Source organism: Citrobacter sp. wls716, assembly GCF_005280975.1.
GTDB classification, from domain to species: domain Bacteria; phylum Pseudomonadota; class Gammaproteobacteria; order Enterobacterales; family Enterobacteriaceae; genus Citrobacter; species Citrobacter youngae.
In genome coordinates this window covers 1-15,766 of sequence record NZ_SZWX01000024.1, presented here as the reverse complement: position 1 = coordinate 15,766, position 15,766 = coordinate 1, and the positions used below count along the sequence as shown (strand labels likewise).

Below are 15,766 nucleotides of genomic sequence, written 5' to 3'. Positions count from 1 at the left end.
GACGGTCTCCTGGGAAAGGGATTATGGCGGACAGTAATGTCGAAAAAAATGATGCAGCGCAGAAAAGTATGACGATTTTTAAAAAACATCATACGACTTTCTAATACCCAGTACTTTCACCTCTCACTTCGCTGAAGTGGCTAAGCAAAATCACCGTATTTACTCGCCTTTATATTAAATAAGAAGCAATAGTTGCAGGAAAAACTATTCACCAGCTTCGGTTTTTACCTACCTCAAATTCATGACAATTTATGTATCTTTATTAAAGAAAGACACAGTAAGTGACAAGTTATGTAAATATATAATGATAATTATTTGTATTATCATTTTCATCAATTATCTTACTGCCTTTGAATTTTTAACAAAGGAAGTTTGACTATGCGTTTAAAACCTGTTGCCTCTGTCGTTCTGTCCTGTATAGGGTTTACCAGCCCCTTTGTCTTCGCTGAAGACGTGATGGTAGTAACCGCTTCTGGTTACGAAAAAAAGATCACCAATGCGGCTGCCAGCGTTTCCGTTATTTCACAGCAAGAGTTACAAACCAATAAATATAACGATTTAGGTGAAGCTCTGCGTTCTGTGGAAGGTGTAGATGTCGAAAGTAGCACGGGTAAAACCGGCGGTCTGGAAATTAGCATCCGTGGTATGCCCGCCAGCTATACCCTGCTCTTGATTGACGGTATCCGTCAAAATGGAAGCAGCGACGTGACACCGAACGGCTTTTCAGCCATGAACACCAGCTTTATGCCTCCACTGGCGGCAATCGACCATATTGAAGTGATCCGCGGTCCGATGTCGACGTTATACGGTTCCGATGCCATTGGCGGCGTCGTCAATATCATCACCAAAAAGAGCACCGATAAATGGAGCACGTCCATTAATACCGGCGTTAACCTGCAAGAAAGTAATAAATGGGGTAACAGCACTGTCGCCAACTTCTGGTCAAGCGGCCCATTGATCGCCGGTGTACTGGATATGCAAGTTCGCGGCAGCACCACGCAGCGTCAAGGCTCCAGTGTCACTTCGCTGAGCGATACCTCTTCCACCCGCGTGCCGTATCCTACGGAATCTGAGAATTACAATATCGGCACTCGCCTGGACTGGAAAACCAGTGACAGCAATACGTTGTGGCTGGATCTCGATTCCGCCAGACAACGCTACGATAACGATGATGGACAGCTTGGCAATCTGACCGGCGGATATGATAAGACGCTGCGTTATGAGCGTAACAAAGTGACGCTCGGCCACGATACCGCATTAACATTTGGTACCTGGAAATCCTCTGTAGGCTGGAATGAAACCGAGAACAAAGGCCGCCAGTTGGTCTCCTCGGCACTGACACCAGAGAACGCGAGCCGGGCCGGCGACGCACGTGAACTGAAGAACACCAACGTTATTTTGGATTCCATGCTGCTGACGCCGTTAGGTGACTCGCACCTGTTGACTCTCGGGGGAGAATACTGGGATGCCCGCATGAAGGATGGTGTCGTGCTGGCCAATACCGGCGAGACATTCCACCAGAAAACATGGTCGGCCTATGCTGAAGATGAATGGCATATCCTCGATTCTCTGGCCTTAACCGTGGGGACTCGCTATGAACATAATGACGTCTTTGGTGGGCACCTCAGCCCACGTGCCTATATGGTCTGGGACGTATCCGATGAGTGGACCCTCAAAGGCGGCGTCACAACGGGTTATAAAGCGCCATCACTCAGCCAACTTCATAATGGCATCAGTGGCGTAACGGCACAGGGGACGGTCAATACCGTCGGGAACCCGAACCTTAAACCTGAAGAAAGTACCAGTTACGAAACCGGGCTTTACTATGAGAATGACGCTGGGCTGAACGCCAACGTCACGGGTTTCTATACTGAATACAAAAATAAAATCGTTTCGTATTCTATCGATGATAATACCAACAGCTACACCAACAGCGGTAAAGCAAGAACCGATGGTATCGAGTTTGCCAGTACATTCCCGCTATGGTCGGACTCGCTGAGTTTATCTCTCAACTACACCTATACCCAGAGCAAGCAAAAAGATGGCGAGAATAAAGGCGCGCCACTGAGTTATACCCCGAAACACATGGCGAACGCCCGTCTGAACTGGCAGGCAACGGAAGATATGAACGCCTGGCTGAGCGCTCGCTACCGCGGTAAGGCTCCACGCTATACGGAGAATTACGACAACCTCAGCGCCGTCCAAAAGGCGGTGTATGACGACAAAGGTGCAAATTTAAAAGCCTGGACCGTTCTGGACATGGGGATGTCTTATAAACTGACCAAAGAACTGACGCTGAATACGGCGGTGAACAACGTGCTGGATAAAGACTTTAGTGACGTCACGCTGTATCAGGTTGGCCGCAATAGTACTTATGCAGGCGACTACTATCAGACTGCACAATCCACGACCGGATACGTCAACCCGGGCCGTAACTACTGGGTATCCTTAAACTACCAGTTCTAGTTTTGCTTACCTCTGTTGGCCAGGCTATAACTGATAGCCTGGCCGCTATCAGCATGTATTCGTAAGCGGATTGTCAGTATTGCGCATACGTAAGGAGAGACAATGCCCTTTTCAACCACTGAGCGTCAGGCACTTCTGTCATTAAAAGGCGTTGGCCCCAAAGTCATCGAGCGGCTTGAGCAACTTGGTTTCCACTCGCTTGCCGATCTTAAAAACTCTACTGTCGACGATATTACCCAGCAAGCGGCGTCAATGGTCGGCTCGACATGCTGGAAAAACAGTCCGCAAGCGAAAACGGCAATTGCCAACGTCTTAGCGCTGGCAAGTACGTTGTCGTTACGCTGATTTAGCATATCGCCAGGGCACGAGGAACGGGCGTTATTTAACCGTTTCTGATTTTCCCATTGATACCCGGCTGCGGTTTACCAAACAGATACCCTTGCGCGAAATCGCAGCCCAAAGCCTGAAGGCTCGCCAGCTGTTCCTCTGTTTCGACACCTTCTGCAACAGCTTTCATATTCAGCGATTTCGCCATACCAGTAATAAGCCTGATGATATTAAGGGCGTCTTCCTGCGTAGATATCGAATGCACAAAGGACTTGTCTATTTTGATTTTATCGAAGGCAAGCCGACTCAGTCGCGAAAGAGAAGAGTATCCGGTACCAAAATCATCGATGGAGATTTTTACCCCCAGAGCTCTGAGCTTGTTAAGCGTATTCATCGGCGTATTGCTCTCCGTAAAGAGAGAGGATTCCGTCACTTCCAGCTCGAGACGGTCTGCCGGAAGTCCGGTTTCTTTCAGAATGGACAGCACGATTCCGGCAAAGGCCTTGCTGCTTAGCTGGACAGGTGAAACATTGACTGAAATTTTAACCGGTACGGTCCAGGACGCTGCTTCCCTGCATGCAATTTCAAGCACAGATTTTCCCATCTCGTTAATCATTCCTGTTTTTTCTGCAACAGGAATAAAACTATCCGGCGACAGAAGCCCTTTTAGAGGATGTATCCAACGAATAAGGGCTTCATAGCTGTAAATTTCCTGGCTGAAAGAATCGACAATAGGCTGATAATAAACCACGAATTCTTTATTCACTATGGCCATTGCCATATCATGCTCAAGAGTTCTGCTTTCTTGCAGCTTTTCTAACATCCGCTGTCGGAAGACTTTTATTTTACCCGAGCCTTCATTTTTCGCTTCATAAAGCGCCAGATCGGCAAATTTATAAAGATAGTCGGAACGGCGTTCAGTTTCAGAGATAACAATACCAACACAAGTGGTTATATTTATAATTGCGTTATAAATAGTGTAGGGTTGGTTGATAAAATCACATATTTTTTGGGCTCGGGAAACAGCATGACTCTCTGTCAGACCGCTCGAAAGAAAAGCAAACTCATCGCCGCCTAGACGATATAGCGTGTCGGAACCCTGGCTCATAGAAATCAAACGATGGGATATCTGACGTAATAACATATCACCGGCATCATGGCCATACGTATCATTTACCTCTTTGAATCGATCTAAATCGAACAACATCACCGTCACAGAGTCATTGTTTTTTTCTGCCATCTCGATGGTTTTATTTAAATCCCCCCAAAACAACTGGCGATTATTCATCTCGGTGAGAGAGTCGTGATAGACGTCATACTCCAGTTTTGCATTCTGGATCTGCAGTTTTTCTTTAGATTCCTGAAGTTCCTCAGCAAGGCACTTAACCTGGAGATGTGCTCTCAAAATGTTTCTGTTCTGAAAAAAAATCAGAACCCCCAGTATCGCACTCAATATTATAAGCAATACTGAAGTAGCTGAATAAATATAATACAGGGTTTGAATGTTAATATTTGTATTATTAATCGAGCTAACATCTTTATCTAACGCACCGGATGAAAGACGGGCTAGCGGTGCATCAAGCGCATGCATTTCTTTCAGGTATGCCTTGAGTTCTGAACGATTCATTTTCTCAAGATGAACATCCAGATAATTAAGCATTTTTTCAAGCTGTATAGCCAGTTCATAATGCGCTTGATTGCTCTCTATATAATGCCCTAAATCACCTTCCTTTATTAAATCGCTCTGGCTGAGCATAATATCGAGACGCAGGCGCACAGCATCGAGCGTCATCGTATCATCACTAATGTAGAGACCAAGCCACGATTCAAATCGGTAATATTCTGATACCATTTGAACAGCAGACCATGAGTCGGTGTAGTGAGTCAGTTTCTGTAGTTCTTGTTGTCTTTCGTGCACAAGAAAAGATATATATCCGGTAGATATAAAAAGGAAGAATATAATGCCAGCCAGTATTCTGTTCATGATGGTCCTCTGAACCCCTACTCAATTTTCATTGAGCTGACCTGCCATGCTGACCTTGAATAAAAAATCTGATTATTCAGTTCAGGAATGCTGTCATAGGGATACACGATGAATAGTGGGCCTTTATCACGGATGCGCATATATTCTCCGTTGATTTTTAGAGCAAGAATAACATTATATTTTTTGAAATCACTGAGTGGGATAACGGTGGTGTAGTCATTGAGCGCAGTGACTTTAACAACAGAACCTTTTGCCCCGACATAATCCATGAGCTTTTGCAGTGAGATACCCGTAAAGGTAGTGCGTCCATTATACCAGGGTGAGGAGGTCTGGAAACTTACCGTGCCCAGATTCTCGAGACTGGCGATATCAAAAATGGCTTTCCCGTCTTCATTGGTATTTTCTATATTACCGGACACTGTTAAAAGGACTTTACCGACAGGTTTGGAAAGTTCACCGGCCCAGACCTGGGTAGTGACGACAAAGCTTAACAACATGACAATTAACCGCATTCTAACCTCACCAATCTATCGAATGTAAGAGAATTATAATTTAGTTATTATGCTATTTACACATGCTGCCCAGCGATTATTGATACTGTAAGCCTCCCCATCTTTTAGCCCATTAAAATCAAAGAGTTAATCTAAATTTATTTTTTGACATTGCTTAAAAAAGGCCATTGCTGTTATTTGCGACACAGTAAATTTCGCTACCACCGTACAAAAAATAAGCTGCCTGTTTAAGTGGTAAAAATAAACACACATAAATATAAAGGTCTATTTTTTCAGGCAACAGCAGGATATTGTTTTTCCGGCAGAGGGTTTCACGCCTCTCATCGAATGAGTGCTGTGCAATGAATCACCAGAACCTGGTTTTGCAGCTCATCTATAAAAAATATGATTGCTTGTCGGGTCGAGATATCCTGGCAAGAACCGCGTCATTGAGCTTACAGACCAGACGTAAATATCAATTTGTGTTCGCCAACACTAATCACAAATACCATGAGGGTAAAAAATACAAATCTGGCGTAGAGCCCCGGCAGGTTTAAAGCGGTTTTAATCGCCACCGAATTCCATTTAAAAAAAACGGGAACCACCCGGTTCCCGTTCTCACACAACCCAGAATCTGGATTACATGTTTTCGATGATCGCGTCACCAAACTCTGAACATTTCAGCAGCTTAGCGCCGTCCATCAGACGTTCGAAATCGTAAGTGACGGTTTTCGCGTTAATCGCGCCTTCCATACCTTTAACAATCAGGTCAGCCGCTTCGACCCAACCCATGTGGCGCAGCATCATTTCTGCAGACAGGATGATGGAACCTGGGTTCACTTTATCCAGGCCTGCGTACTTCGGTGCAGTACCGTGGGTTGCTTCAAACAGCGCACATTCGTCACCAATGTTGGCACCCGGTGCGATACCAATACCACCAACCTGTGCTGCCAGCGCATCGGAGATGTAGTCACCGTTCAGGTTCATACACGCGATAACATCGTACTCAGCGGGACGCAGCAGGATCTGTTGCAGGAACGCATCGGCGATAACGTCCTTAACCACGATCTCTTTACCGGTTTTCGGGTTCTTGATTTTAACCCACGGACCGCCATCAATCAGTTCACCACCGAACTCTTCACGCGCCAACTGGTAACCCCAGTCTTTGAACGCGCCTTCGGTGAATTTCATAATGTTACCTTTATGAACCAGGGTAACAGAATCACGATCGTTAGCGATGGCGTACTCAATCGCTGCACGAACCAGACGCTTGGTTCCTTCTTCGGAACACGGCTTGATACCGATACCGCAATGTTCCGGGAAGCGGATTTTCTTCACGCCCATCTCTTCGCGCAGGAATTTAATCACTTTCTCAGCATCAGCGGAGTCAGCTTTCCACTCAATCCCCGCATAGATATCTTCTGAGTTTTCACGGAAGATGACCATGTCGGTCAGTTCTGGGTGTTTAACCGGGCTAGGTGTACCCTGGTAATAACGCACCGGACGCAGGCAGACATACAGGTCAAGTTCCTGACGCAGGGCAACGTTCAGAGAGCGAATACCGCCGCCAACTGGAGTGGTCAGTGGGCCTTTGATGGCAACACGATATTCACGGATAAGATCAAGGGTTTCAGCAGGCAGCCAGACGTCCTGGCCATAAACCTGAGTGGATTTCTCACCGGTGTAGATTTCCATCCAGGAGATTTTACGCTCGCCTTTATAGGCTTTCTCGACAGCAGCATCGACAACTTTGATCATCGGTGGGGTTACATCAACGCCGATACCGTCGCCTTCAATGAACGGGATAATCGGATTTTCAGGAACGTTGAGTTTGCCGTTTTGCAGGGTGATCTTCTTACCTTCCGCCGGAACAACTACTTTGCTTTCCATTCACCTCTCCTTCGAGCGCTTCTGGTTCTGCTCGTCTGTCATCGCGCTGCATGTGCGTTTGCGTCCTGCTGCACGAATGCGTTAGAGCAATTTTTTGTTAATGTTTTGTAATGAGCATGTCAATACTACCCTAATGTTTGCCGCCATGAAAGACACTCGTTCTTAGGCTATAATGCGGCAATTGATATAATCTGAAAATACCATGCAAAAAACTTCTTTTAGAAATCACCGGGTTGAGCGATTCAGCTCACGACAAGTCACCAGGCAGCGTAAAGAAAACCAGCCAAAACGCGTGGTTTTGTTCAATAAACCCTACGATGTTTTGCCGCAATTTACGGACGAGGCAGGCAGAAGCACGTTAAAAGATTTTATTCCCGTGCCGGGAATCTATGCTGCGGGCCGACTCGACCGGGACAGTGAAGGGCTTTTGGTGCTGACCAATGACGGTGCACTGCAGGCCCGTTTAACACAACCCGGAAAGCGCACCGGGAAAATTTATTACGTGCAGGTTGAAGGCGAGCCAACTGCAGAAGCGCTGGATGCGCTACGCACAGGCGTAACGCTTAACGATGGCCCCACGCTGCCCGCAGGCGTTGAAGTGGTAGAAGAGCCTGCATGGCTGTGGCCGAGAAACCCGCCCATTCGGGAGCGGAAAAATATCCCCACCACCTGGCTGAAAGTGACCTTATATGAAGGCCGCAACCGCCAGGTTCGCCGCATGACAGCCCACGTTGGATTCCCGACGCTGCGTCTCATTCGCTACGCCATGGGGGATTACACACTGGATAATCTCGCCAATGGTCAATGGCGGGATGTAACTAACTGAATAAGGAACAGGTATGTTCAAACCGCACGTCACGGTCGCCTGCATTGTGCATGCAGAAGATAAGTTTTTGGTCGTTGAGGAAACAATCAATGGCAAAGCCTTGTGGAATCAACCAGCAGGACATCTGGAAGCGGATGAGACGTTAGTGCAGGCCGCCGCGCGCGAGCTCTGGGAAGAGACAGGTATCCACGCACAGCCACAGCATTTCATTCGAATGCATCAATGGATTGCGCCGGATAAAACGCCCTTTTTACGTTTTCTGTTTTCTATCGAGCTTGCCAATATGTGCGCTACCGAACCTCATGACAGCGATATAGATTGCTGTCACTGGGTCAGCGCAAAAGAGGTTCTCTGCGCGCCAAACCTGCGCTCACCGCTGGTTGCGGAGAGCATTCGCTGCTACCAGAGCGGACAACGCTACCCGCTGGCGATGATCGGTGAATTTAACTGGCCGTTTACAGAGGGTGTCAAGTAAGGGGCTGCGTGCTAGAATATGCCGCCTTGAAGTTCAATGTCGTGAGTATTCCTATGTCTGAAAGCCCAAAAAAAGTGATCGTCGGCATGTCCGGCGGTGTCGATTCCTCCGTTTCTGCCTGGCTGTTGCAACAACAGGGTTATCAGGTAGAAGGCCTGTTCATGAAGAACTGGGAAGAGGACGATGGCGAGGAATATTGCACAGCAGCCGCCGACCTTGCGGATGCTCAGGCTGTCTGTGACAAACTCGGCATTGAGCTGCATACCGTCAACTTTGCCGCAGAATATTGGGACAACGTCTTTGAACTGTTCCTTGAAGAGTACAAAGCGGGCCGTACGCCGAACCCGGATATTCTGTGCAACAAAGAAATTAAATTTAAAGCCTTCCTCGAATTTGCCGCTGAAGATTTAGGTGCCGATTACATCGCCACCGGTCACTACGTGCGTCGCGCGGATGTCGACGGTAAAAGTCGACTGCTGCGTGGGCTTGATGGCAATAAAGACCAAAGCTATTTCCTCTATACCCTCGGCCATGAGCAAATTGCGCAAAGCCTGTTCCCGGTTGGCGAACTGGAAAAACCGCAGGTACGTAAAATTGCCGAAGATCTGGGTCTGGTTACTGCGAAGAAAAAAGACTCCACCGGCATCTGCTTCATCGGTGAACGTAAGTTCCGTGAGTTCCTCGGTCGTTACCTGCCGGCACAACCCGGCAAGATCATTACCGTTGACGGTGAAGAAATTGGCCAGCATCAGGGGCTGATGTATCACACCCTGGGTCAGCGTAAAGGTCTGGGTATTGGCGGAACAAAAGAAGGTACCGAAGATCCATGGTATGTGGTGGATAAAGACGTTGAGAACAACATTCTGGTTGTCGCTCAGGGTCATGAACACCCGCGCCTGATGTCCGTTGGCCTGATTGCACAGCAATTACACTGGGTCGACCGTCAACCGTTCACCGGCACCATGCGCTGCACGGTGAAAACCCGCTATCGTCAGACCGACATTCCGTGCACCGTTAAGGCACTGGATGCCGAGCGTATTGAAGTCATTTTCGATGAACCCGTCGCGGCGGTAACGCCGGGTCAGTCGGCGGTCTTTTACAATGGCGAAGTGTGCCTCGGCGGCGGCATTATCGAACAACGATTGCCTCTGCCGGTATAATTATTTACACATTTGATACAAGGAAGCAGTGAACGTGGCAAAGAATTATTATGACATCACCCTCGCCCTGGCAGGCATTTGTCAGTCGGCACGCCTGGTGCAAGAACTGGCGCACCAGGGGCATTGTGATGCCGATGCATTACACGTTTCACTGAACAGCGTCATTGACATGAATCCCAGCTCTACGCTGGGCGTGTTTGGCGGCAGCGAGGCCAACCTGCGTCTCGGTCTGGAAACGATGCTCGGCGTGCTCAACGCCAGCAGCCGTCAGGGGCTGAACGCGGAACTTACCCGCTATACATTAAGCCTGATGGTACTGGAGCGTAAGCTTTCAGCCGCCAAAGGCGCCATGGACACGCTGGGAGACCGTATCAACGGCTTGCAGCGCCAACTGGACCATTTTGATTTGCAGTCAGAAACACTGATGAGTGCGATGGCCGGCATTTATGTTGACGTCATCAGCCCACTCGGCCCGCGTATTCAGGTCACTGGCTCCCCGGCTATCCTGCAGAGCCCACAGGTTCAGGCCAAAGTACGCGCTTCATTGCTGGCTGGCATTCGCGCTGCCGTGCTCTGGCATCAGGTAGGTGGCGGCCGTCTGCAACTCATGTTTTCTCGTAATCGCCTGACGACTCAGGCAAAACAAATTCTTGCTCATTTAACCCCGGAGTTGTGATCTATGGAATTATCCTCACTGACCGCCGTTTCCCCTGTAGATGGACGCTACGGCGATAAAGTCAGCGCGCTGCGCGGGATTTTCAGCGAATACGGTTTGCTGAAATTCCGTGTACAGGTTGAAGTACGCTGGCTGCAAAAACTGGCCGCGCACGCAGCGATCAAGGAAGTTCCTGCTTTTGCTGCCGACGCAATCGGTTACCTTGATGCGATCGTCGCTAACTTCAATGAAGAAGATGCTGCGCGTATCAAAACCATCGAGCGTACGACCAACCATGACGTGAAGGCAGTTGAGTATTTCCTGAAAGAAAAAGTGGCGGATATCCCGGAACTGCACGCTGTTTCCGAGTTTATCCACTTCGCATGCACCTCAGAAGACATCAACAACCTGTCTCACGCGCTGATGCTGAAAACGGCGCGCGACGAAGTAGTCCTGCCGTACTGGCGCCAACTGATTGATGGCATCACCGCGCTTTCTGTTGAATATCGCGATATTCCCCTGCTATCCCGTACTCACGGTCAACCTGCCACCCCGTCAACGATGGGCAAAGAGATGGCAAACGTGGCGTACCGCATGGAACGTCAGTATCGCCAGCTCAACCAGGTTGAAATCCTCGGTAAAATCAACGGTGCTGTGGGTAACTATAACGCCCACATCGCCGCTTACCCGGAAGTTGACTGGCATCAGTTTAGCAAAGAGTTCGTCACCTCGCTGGGCATCCAGTGGAACCCCTACACCACGCAGATTGAGCCGCACGACTACATTGCTGAGCTGTTTGATTGCATCGCCCGTTTTAATACCATTCTGATCGATTTCGATCGCGACGTCTGGGGTTACATTGCGTTGGGTCACTTCAAGCAGAAAACTGTCGCCGGTGAAATTGGTTCTTCCACCATGCCGCACAAAGTGAACCCTATCGATTTCGAAAACTCTGAGGGTAACCTGGGCCTGTCTAACGCGGTTCTGCAACACCTGGCGAGCAAACTGCCGGTTTCCCGCTGGCAGCGCGACCTGACCGATTCAACCGTTCTGCGTAACCTGGGCGTGGGCATTGGCTATGCGCTGATCGCCTATCAGTCCACGCTGAAGGGAGTGAGCAAACTGGAAGTGAACCGCGATCATCTGCTGGATGAACTGGATCATAACTGGGAAGTTCTGGCAGAGCCGATCCAGACCGTGATGCGTCGCTATGGCATTGAAAAACCGTACGAGAAGCTGAAAGAACTGACTCGCGGCAAACGCGTTGACGCTGAAGGCATGAAGCAGTTTATCGATGGTCTGGCGCTGCCGGAAGACGAGAAAACCCGCCTGAAAGCCATGACGCCGGCCAATTACATTGGTCGCGCCATCACCATGGTTGATGAACTGAAGTAATCTGCACTCCGCCAGATGCTGAACAGAAGCCGGATAAGCGTAAGCGATTCCGGCTTTTTATCGCCGCATTAACATCCCTTCCCCCGGTTTATTAAATGTTTATCCCCACTGCCACATAATCAGCGTTAGACTATAAAATTGATTTTGAAAATTCAGTAAATACAGTTAATTACCATAAAATCAATCAGTTAATAAAAAATGAATTTAGACAATCACGGGCAATATGAGTCATTTCATCGCCCCAAATTATGCCCCTAACTGATTTTTGCCCCCAAATTTGCCCCCAAAAAAGTAACGATGGGTAGTGGTCTATCGGCCATTTAGCAGCCTCGAAAAGGTAGCAAGAGGTAATGGAATATTAGTGGTGTGGAGGTTCAAATCCTCTCGTACTAACCAATACCCTATACTTTCAGTCTGACAGTTAACGGGAGGTTTCTATGTGTGGACGCTTTTCACAGTCAATGACACGTGAAGACTACCTCGCCTTTCTCGCTGATGAATCAGAATGCGACATTCCATACGATCCAGAACCCATCGGAAGATTCAACGTAGCGCCAGGAACAAAAGTTCTGCTTCTTAGCGAACGTGATGAACAGTTGCATCTTGATCCAGTCATCTGGGAGTACGCCCCCGGTTGGTGGGATAAACCGCCTCTCATTAATGCACGGTCTGAAACTGCGGCCACCAGCAGAATGTTTAAACCACTCTGCGCAATTTGCTTTGCAGATGGATGGTTTGAGTGGAAAATGGAAGTCGACAAGAAACAACCATACTTTATTCACCGAGCAGACGGTCAGCCAATATTTATGGCAGCGATCGGTAGCACACCTTTCGAACGTGGAGATGAAGCAGAAGGTTTCCTTATAGTGACAGCTGCGGCCGACAAAGGGCTGGTAGATATTCACGACAGGCGACCGCTGGTACTATCGCCAGATGCAGCTCGTGAATGGATGAGGCAGGATGTTGGAGGGAAAGAAGCTGCGGAAATTGCGGCCGACGGTTCCGTGCCGGCTGATAATTTTATATGGCACGCCGTTACGCGTGCCGTTGGGAATCAAGGACCGGAGTTAATAGAAACTATATGTTGATGCACGAAGCGATAGTGCTAGAGCGTCAGCTTTGAGCGAAAAGCGGACGCCCGCATAGCGTTAACAGGCGTCCGATATTTTGAAGTGGGCAGATTACTTAACTCGGTTACCCGTTTCGTCAATGACCTTCTCTCCATCCTCTTTGGTAAACACTCCTTTCTGACCTTCCGGTAGAATATCCAGCACCATTTCGGAGGGCCGACAAAGACGTGTGCCGATCGGTGTCACTACAATCGGCCGATTAATCAGGATCGGATGCTGAAGCATAAAATCAATCAACTGCTCATCAGAAAACTTGTCTTCATCAAGACCCAACTGCTCATAAGGTTCGACGTTCTTACGCAGCAATGTACGTACTGAAATGCCCATATCTGAAATCAGTTTGCTAAGTTCATCACGAGTCGGGGGAGTATCGAGATAATAAATAATGGTTGGTTCGTTACCGCTGTTACGGATCATCTCCAGCGTGTTACGTGAGGTGCCACAGGCTGGATTGTGATAGATGGTAATGTTGCTCATATCTGTATCTCATTACAAAGTGATGGAGAGCCGCAACGCCAGCGCGGCCAGAGTGATAAACAGCACGGGCAGAGTCATGATAATGCCGGTGCGGAAGTAATATCCCCAGGTAATCGTTATATTTTTCTGGGCAAGCACATGCAGCCAAAGCAGGGTTGCCAGACTGCCAATCGGGGTGATTTTCGGGCCTAAATCGCAGCCGATCACGTTGGCATAAATCATTGCCTCTTTGACGACGCCAGTCGCCGTACTCCCATCAATCGACAGCGCGCCAATCAGCACTGTCGGCATATTGTTCATCACCGACGACAGGAACGCGGTCAGAAAGCCGGTGCCAAACGTTGCTGCCCATAATCCCTTTTCTGCCAGCAGGTTTAGCACGCCAGACAGATACTCCGTTAACCCTGCATTGCGGAGGCCATAAACAACCAGGTACATGCCCAGCGAAAAAATAACGATCTGCCATGGCGCACCGCGCAGGACTTTTCCGGTGTTGATGGCATTACCTCTTTTCGCCACTATAAACAGTACTGCTGCGCCAGTAGCCGCTATCGCACTGACCGGGATCCCCATAGGCTCCAAAACAAAGAAACCGACAAGCAGCAATAACAGGACAATCCAGCCCACCCTGAACGTTGCCGGATCTTTTATCACACTGGCAGGAGTCTTCAGCAGCGAAACGTCATACGTCGCCGGAATGTCCCTGCGGAAGAAGAGATGCAGCATGACTAGCGTGGCCGCAATCGCTGCCACATCTACGGGGATCATAACGGAGGCATACTGCGTAAAGCCCAGACCGAAAAAGTCCGCCGAGACGATATTCACCAGGTTAGAAACAATGAGCGGCAGGCTGGCCGTATCTGCTATAAATCCTGCGGCCATCACAAAGGCCAGTGTTGTGCCCTTGCTGAATCCCATTGCAAGCAGCATCGCAATCACAATTGGTGTCAGAATCAGCGCGGCGCCGTCATTGGCGAACAAAGCAGCGACAGCGGCACCGAGCAACACTATCCAGGAAAACAGCAGGCGACCACGCCCGTTACCCCAGCGGGAGACGTGCAGTGCGGTCCACTCAAAGAAACCGGCCTCATCGAGTAGCAGACTGATGATAATGACCGCAATAAATGCCGCTGTCGCGTTCCAGACGATATTCCAGACAACGGGAATATCATTGATATGGATGACACCGGTTACCAGCGCCAGCACAGCCCCGATACTCGCACTCCAGCCAATGCTCAAGCCTCTGGGTTGCCAGATCACCAGTATCAGCGTCAGTAAAAATATACTCCCTGCCAAAAGCATCTCAGACTCCGTTATATATGATTATGTAAATGTGTTTTCATTTCTCAACAGGAGGTGCAGGCTGATTTATCCAGCCATTCACGCACATCCTCTCGCATACACTGCCAGGACGTTGTGATTGTCTCCGCTGCCCATGCCGGTATGTGGGGTGACAGACGATAATGGATCCATTTGCCTTCACGACGATCCAGAACCAACCCAGCCTCGCGAAGAATAGCCATATGTCGCGAGACTTTGGGCTGTGATTCGGAAATGGTTGCGCAGATATCACAGACGCACAGTTCTCCTGACTCCCGGAGAATCATGACGATGGCGAGCCGGGTTTCATCCGACAGGATTTTGAAAAGCTGAACAGGTTGTAGCATTTTTCACTCCGTTCCCTTTAGAATATACATATGGTAAATCATATGTATTAAATTTGAAATCATCTGATCTCTCCGGAGTAGAAAAATGGAACAATTTCCAGCACTGAATAGTGAATGCTTTGATCAACACATCGCCGAGCGCCTGCACGAGCCGCCGCGGATTCTGATCCTATATGGCTCAGTTAGAGAGCGCTCCTACAGCCGCTTTGCTGCGGAAGAAGCTGGTCGCCTGCTGGCAGCGATGGGCGCGGAGGTAAAACTATTTAATCCCTCAGGTTTACCCCTGCCGGATGATGCGCCAGATACACATCCTAAAGTCGCCGAGCTGCGCGGTCTGGTCAGATGGTGTGACGGGATGGTGTGGAGTTCTCCGGAACGGCACGGGGCTATGAGCGCAGTTATGAAGGCGCAGATTGACTGGATACCATTAAGTGAAGGCGCAGTTCGTCCTTCGCAGGGCAAAACACTTGCGGTAATGCAGGTTTGCGGAGGTTCACAGTCCTTCAATGCAGTGAACCAGATGCGTATTCTGGGCCGGTGGATGCGGATGTTTACGATCCCTAACCAGTCCTCCGTAGCCAAGGCATGGCAAGAGTTCGACGAAAACGGACGAATGAAACCTTCGTCATGGTATGACCGCATTGTCGATGTAGCCGAAGAGCTGTTTAAAATCACTCTGCTGCTTAAGGGGCAAACCGGCTATCTTGCGGATCGCTATAGCGAACGAAAAGAGAACCATCAGGAGCTTTCATCCCGTGTCAATCAGGACAAAATATAACGTTGTTCTTTGCATATGTAGTGGCACAGTAAATTTGGCCACCTG

General features: G+C 48.9%; 15 protein-coding genes. 9 read left to right on the top strand and 6 right to left on the bottom strand.

What is annotated here, in order from left to right; all coding sequences use genetic code 11:
* Positions 1-378: 378 nt before the first annotated feature.
* Positions 379-2,466 (top strand): TonB-dependent receptor, encoded by a 2,088-nt coding sequence (locus FDX24_RS06365; RefSeq protein WP_005120392.1) that lies wholly within the window; start codon positions 379-381, stop codon positions 2,464-2,466.
* A gap of 102 nt (positions 2,467-2,568) precedes the next feature.
* Positions 2,569-2,811 (top strand): helix-hairpin-helix domain-containing protein, encoded by a 243-nt coding sequence (locus FDX24_RS06360; RefSeq protein WP_121584522.1) that lies wholly within the window; start codon positions 2,569-2,571, stop codon positions 2,809-2,811.
* A 37-nt stretch (positions 2,812-2,848) separates the two neighbouring features.
* Here the strand turns inward: FDX24_RS06360 and FDX24_RS06355 are convergent, their stop codons facing one another.
* The 3 genes from FDX24_RS06355 to icd form a co-directional block, all read right to left on the bottom strand.
* On the bottom strand, positions 2,849-4,777 hold the full coding sequence (locus tag FDX24_RS06355; RefSeq protein ID WP_137364011.1) for a bifunctional diguanylate cyclase/phosphodiesterase: 1,929 nt from the start codon (positions 4,775-4,777) through the stop codon (positions 2,849-2,851).
* Between the two features lie 17 nt (positions 4,778-4,794).
* Complete coding sequence (locus FDX24_RS06350) at positions 4,795-5,289, bottom strand: molybdopterin-dependent oxidoreductase (protein ID WP_048211945.1); 495 nt, start codon at positions 5,287-5,289, stop codon at positions 4,795-4,797.
* 618 nt (positions 5,290-5,907) lie between these two features.
* On the bottom strand, positions 5,908-7,158 hold the full coding sequence (gene icd, locus FDX24_RS06345) for an NADP-dependent isocitrate dehydrogenase (RefSeq protein WP_137364010.1): 1,251 nt from the start codon (positions 7,156-7,158) through the stop codon (positions 5,908-5,910).
* A gap of 202 nt (positions 7,159-7,360) precedes the next feature.
* Between icd and rluE the strand changes: the two genes are divergently transcribed.
* The 6 genes from rluE to FDX24_RS06315 all read left to right on the top strand — a co-directional run bounded on the left by rluE (position 7,361) and on the right by FDX24_RS06315 (position 12,757).
* Positions 7,361-7,984: a 23S rRNA pseudouridine(2457) synthase RluE gene (rluE, locus tag FDX24_RS06340; RefSeq protein WP_137364009.1), complete on the top strand. Its 624-nt coding sequence runs from the start codon at positions 7,361-7,363 to the stop codon at positions 7,982-7,984.
* A 13-nt stretch (positions 7,985-7,997) separates the two neighbouring features.
* Positions 7,998-8,459, top strand: a complete 462-nt coding sequence (locus FDX24_RS06335) for an NUDIX hydrolase (protein ID WP_137364008.1) — start codon at positions 7,998-8,000, stop codon at positions 8,457-8,459.
* A gap of 53 nt (positions 8,460-8,512) precedes the next feature.
* A complete protein-coding gene (gene mnmA / locus FDX24_RS06330; protein WP_048212599.1) occupies positions 8,513-9,619 on the top strand; it encodes a tRNA 2-thiouridine(34) synthase MnmA in 1,107 nt (368 codons plus the stop codon).
* A 34-nt stretch (positions 9,620-9,653) separates the two neighbouring features.
* On the top strand, positions 9,654-10,295 hold the full coding sequence (gene hflD, locus FDX24_RS06325; protein ID WP_016153409.1) for a high frequency lysogenization protein HflD: 642 nt from the start codon (positions 9,654-9,656) through the stop codon (positions 10,293-10,295).
* 3 nt (positions 10,296-10,298) lie between these two features.
* Complete coding sequence (purB, locus tag FDX24_RS06320; RefSeq protein WP_137364007.1) at positions 10,299-11,669, top strand: adenylosuccinate lyase; 1,371 nt, start codon at positions 10,299-10,301, stop codon at positions 11,667-11,669.
* 437 nt (positions 11,670-12,106) lie between these two features.
* Positions 12,107-12,757 carry an SOS response-associated peptidase gene (locus FDX24_RS06315; protein ID WP_137364006.1) on the top strand — a complete coding sequence of 217 codons (651 nt, stop codon included), beginning with the start codon at positions 12,107-12,109 and terminating at the stop codon, positions 12,755-12,757.
* A gap of 93 nt (positions 12,758-12,850) precedes the next feature.
* On the opposite strand, the gene arsC is transcribed toward FDX24_RS06315, so the two are convergent.
* Genes arsC through FDX24_RS06300 form a run of 3 tightly spaced genes read right to left on the bottom strand, consistent with a single transcriptional unit; the run spans position 12,851 to position 14,943 of the window.
* Positions 12,851-13,276: a glutaredoxin-dependent arsenate reductase gene (gene arsC, locus FDX24_RS06310; RefSeq protein WP_048211254.1), complete on the bottom strand. Its 426-nt coding sequence runs from the start codon at positions 13,274-13,276 to the stop codon at positions 12,851-12,853.
* Positions 13,277-13,288: 12 nt separating this feature from the next.
* Positions 13,289-14,578 (bottom strand): arsenic transporter, encoded by a 1,290-nt coding sequence (locus tag FDX24_RS06305; RefSeq protein ID WP_048211255.1) that lies wholly within the window; start codon positions 14,576-14,578, stop codon positions 13,289-13,291.
* Positions 14,579-14,622: 44 nt separating this feature from the next.
* The gene (locus FDX24_RS06300) at positions 14,623-14,943 is read right to left on the bottom strand and encodes a transcriptional regulator (protein WP_047041444.1); all 321 of its coding nucleotides are present in this window, start codon (positions 14,941-14,943) and stop codon (positions 14,623-14,625) included.
* A gap of 85 nt (positions 14,944-15,028) precedes the next feature.
* Here FDX24_RS06300 and arsH point away from each other — a divergent pair, with 85 nt between their 5' ends.
* The gene (gene arsH, locus FDX24_RS06295; protein ID WP_137364005.1) at positions 15,029-15,721 is read left to right on the top strand and encodes an arsenical resistance protein ArsH; all 693 of its coding nucleotides are present in this window, start codon (positions 15,029-15,031) and stop codon (positions 15,719-15,721) included.
* Positions 15,722-15,766: the final 45 nt, after the last annotated feature.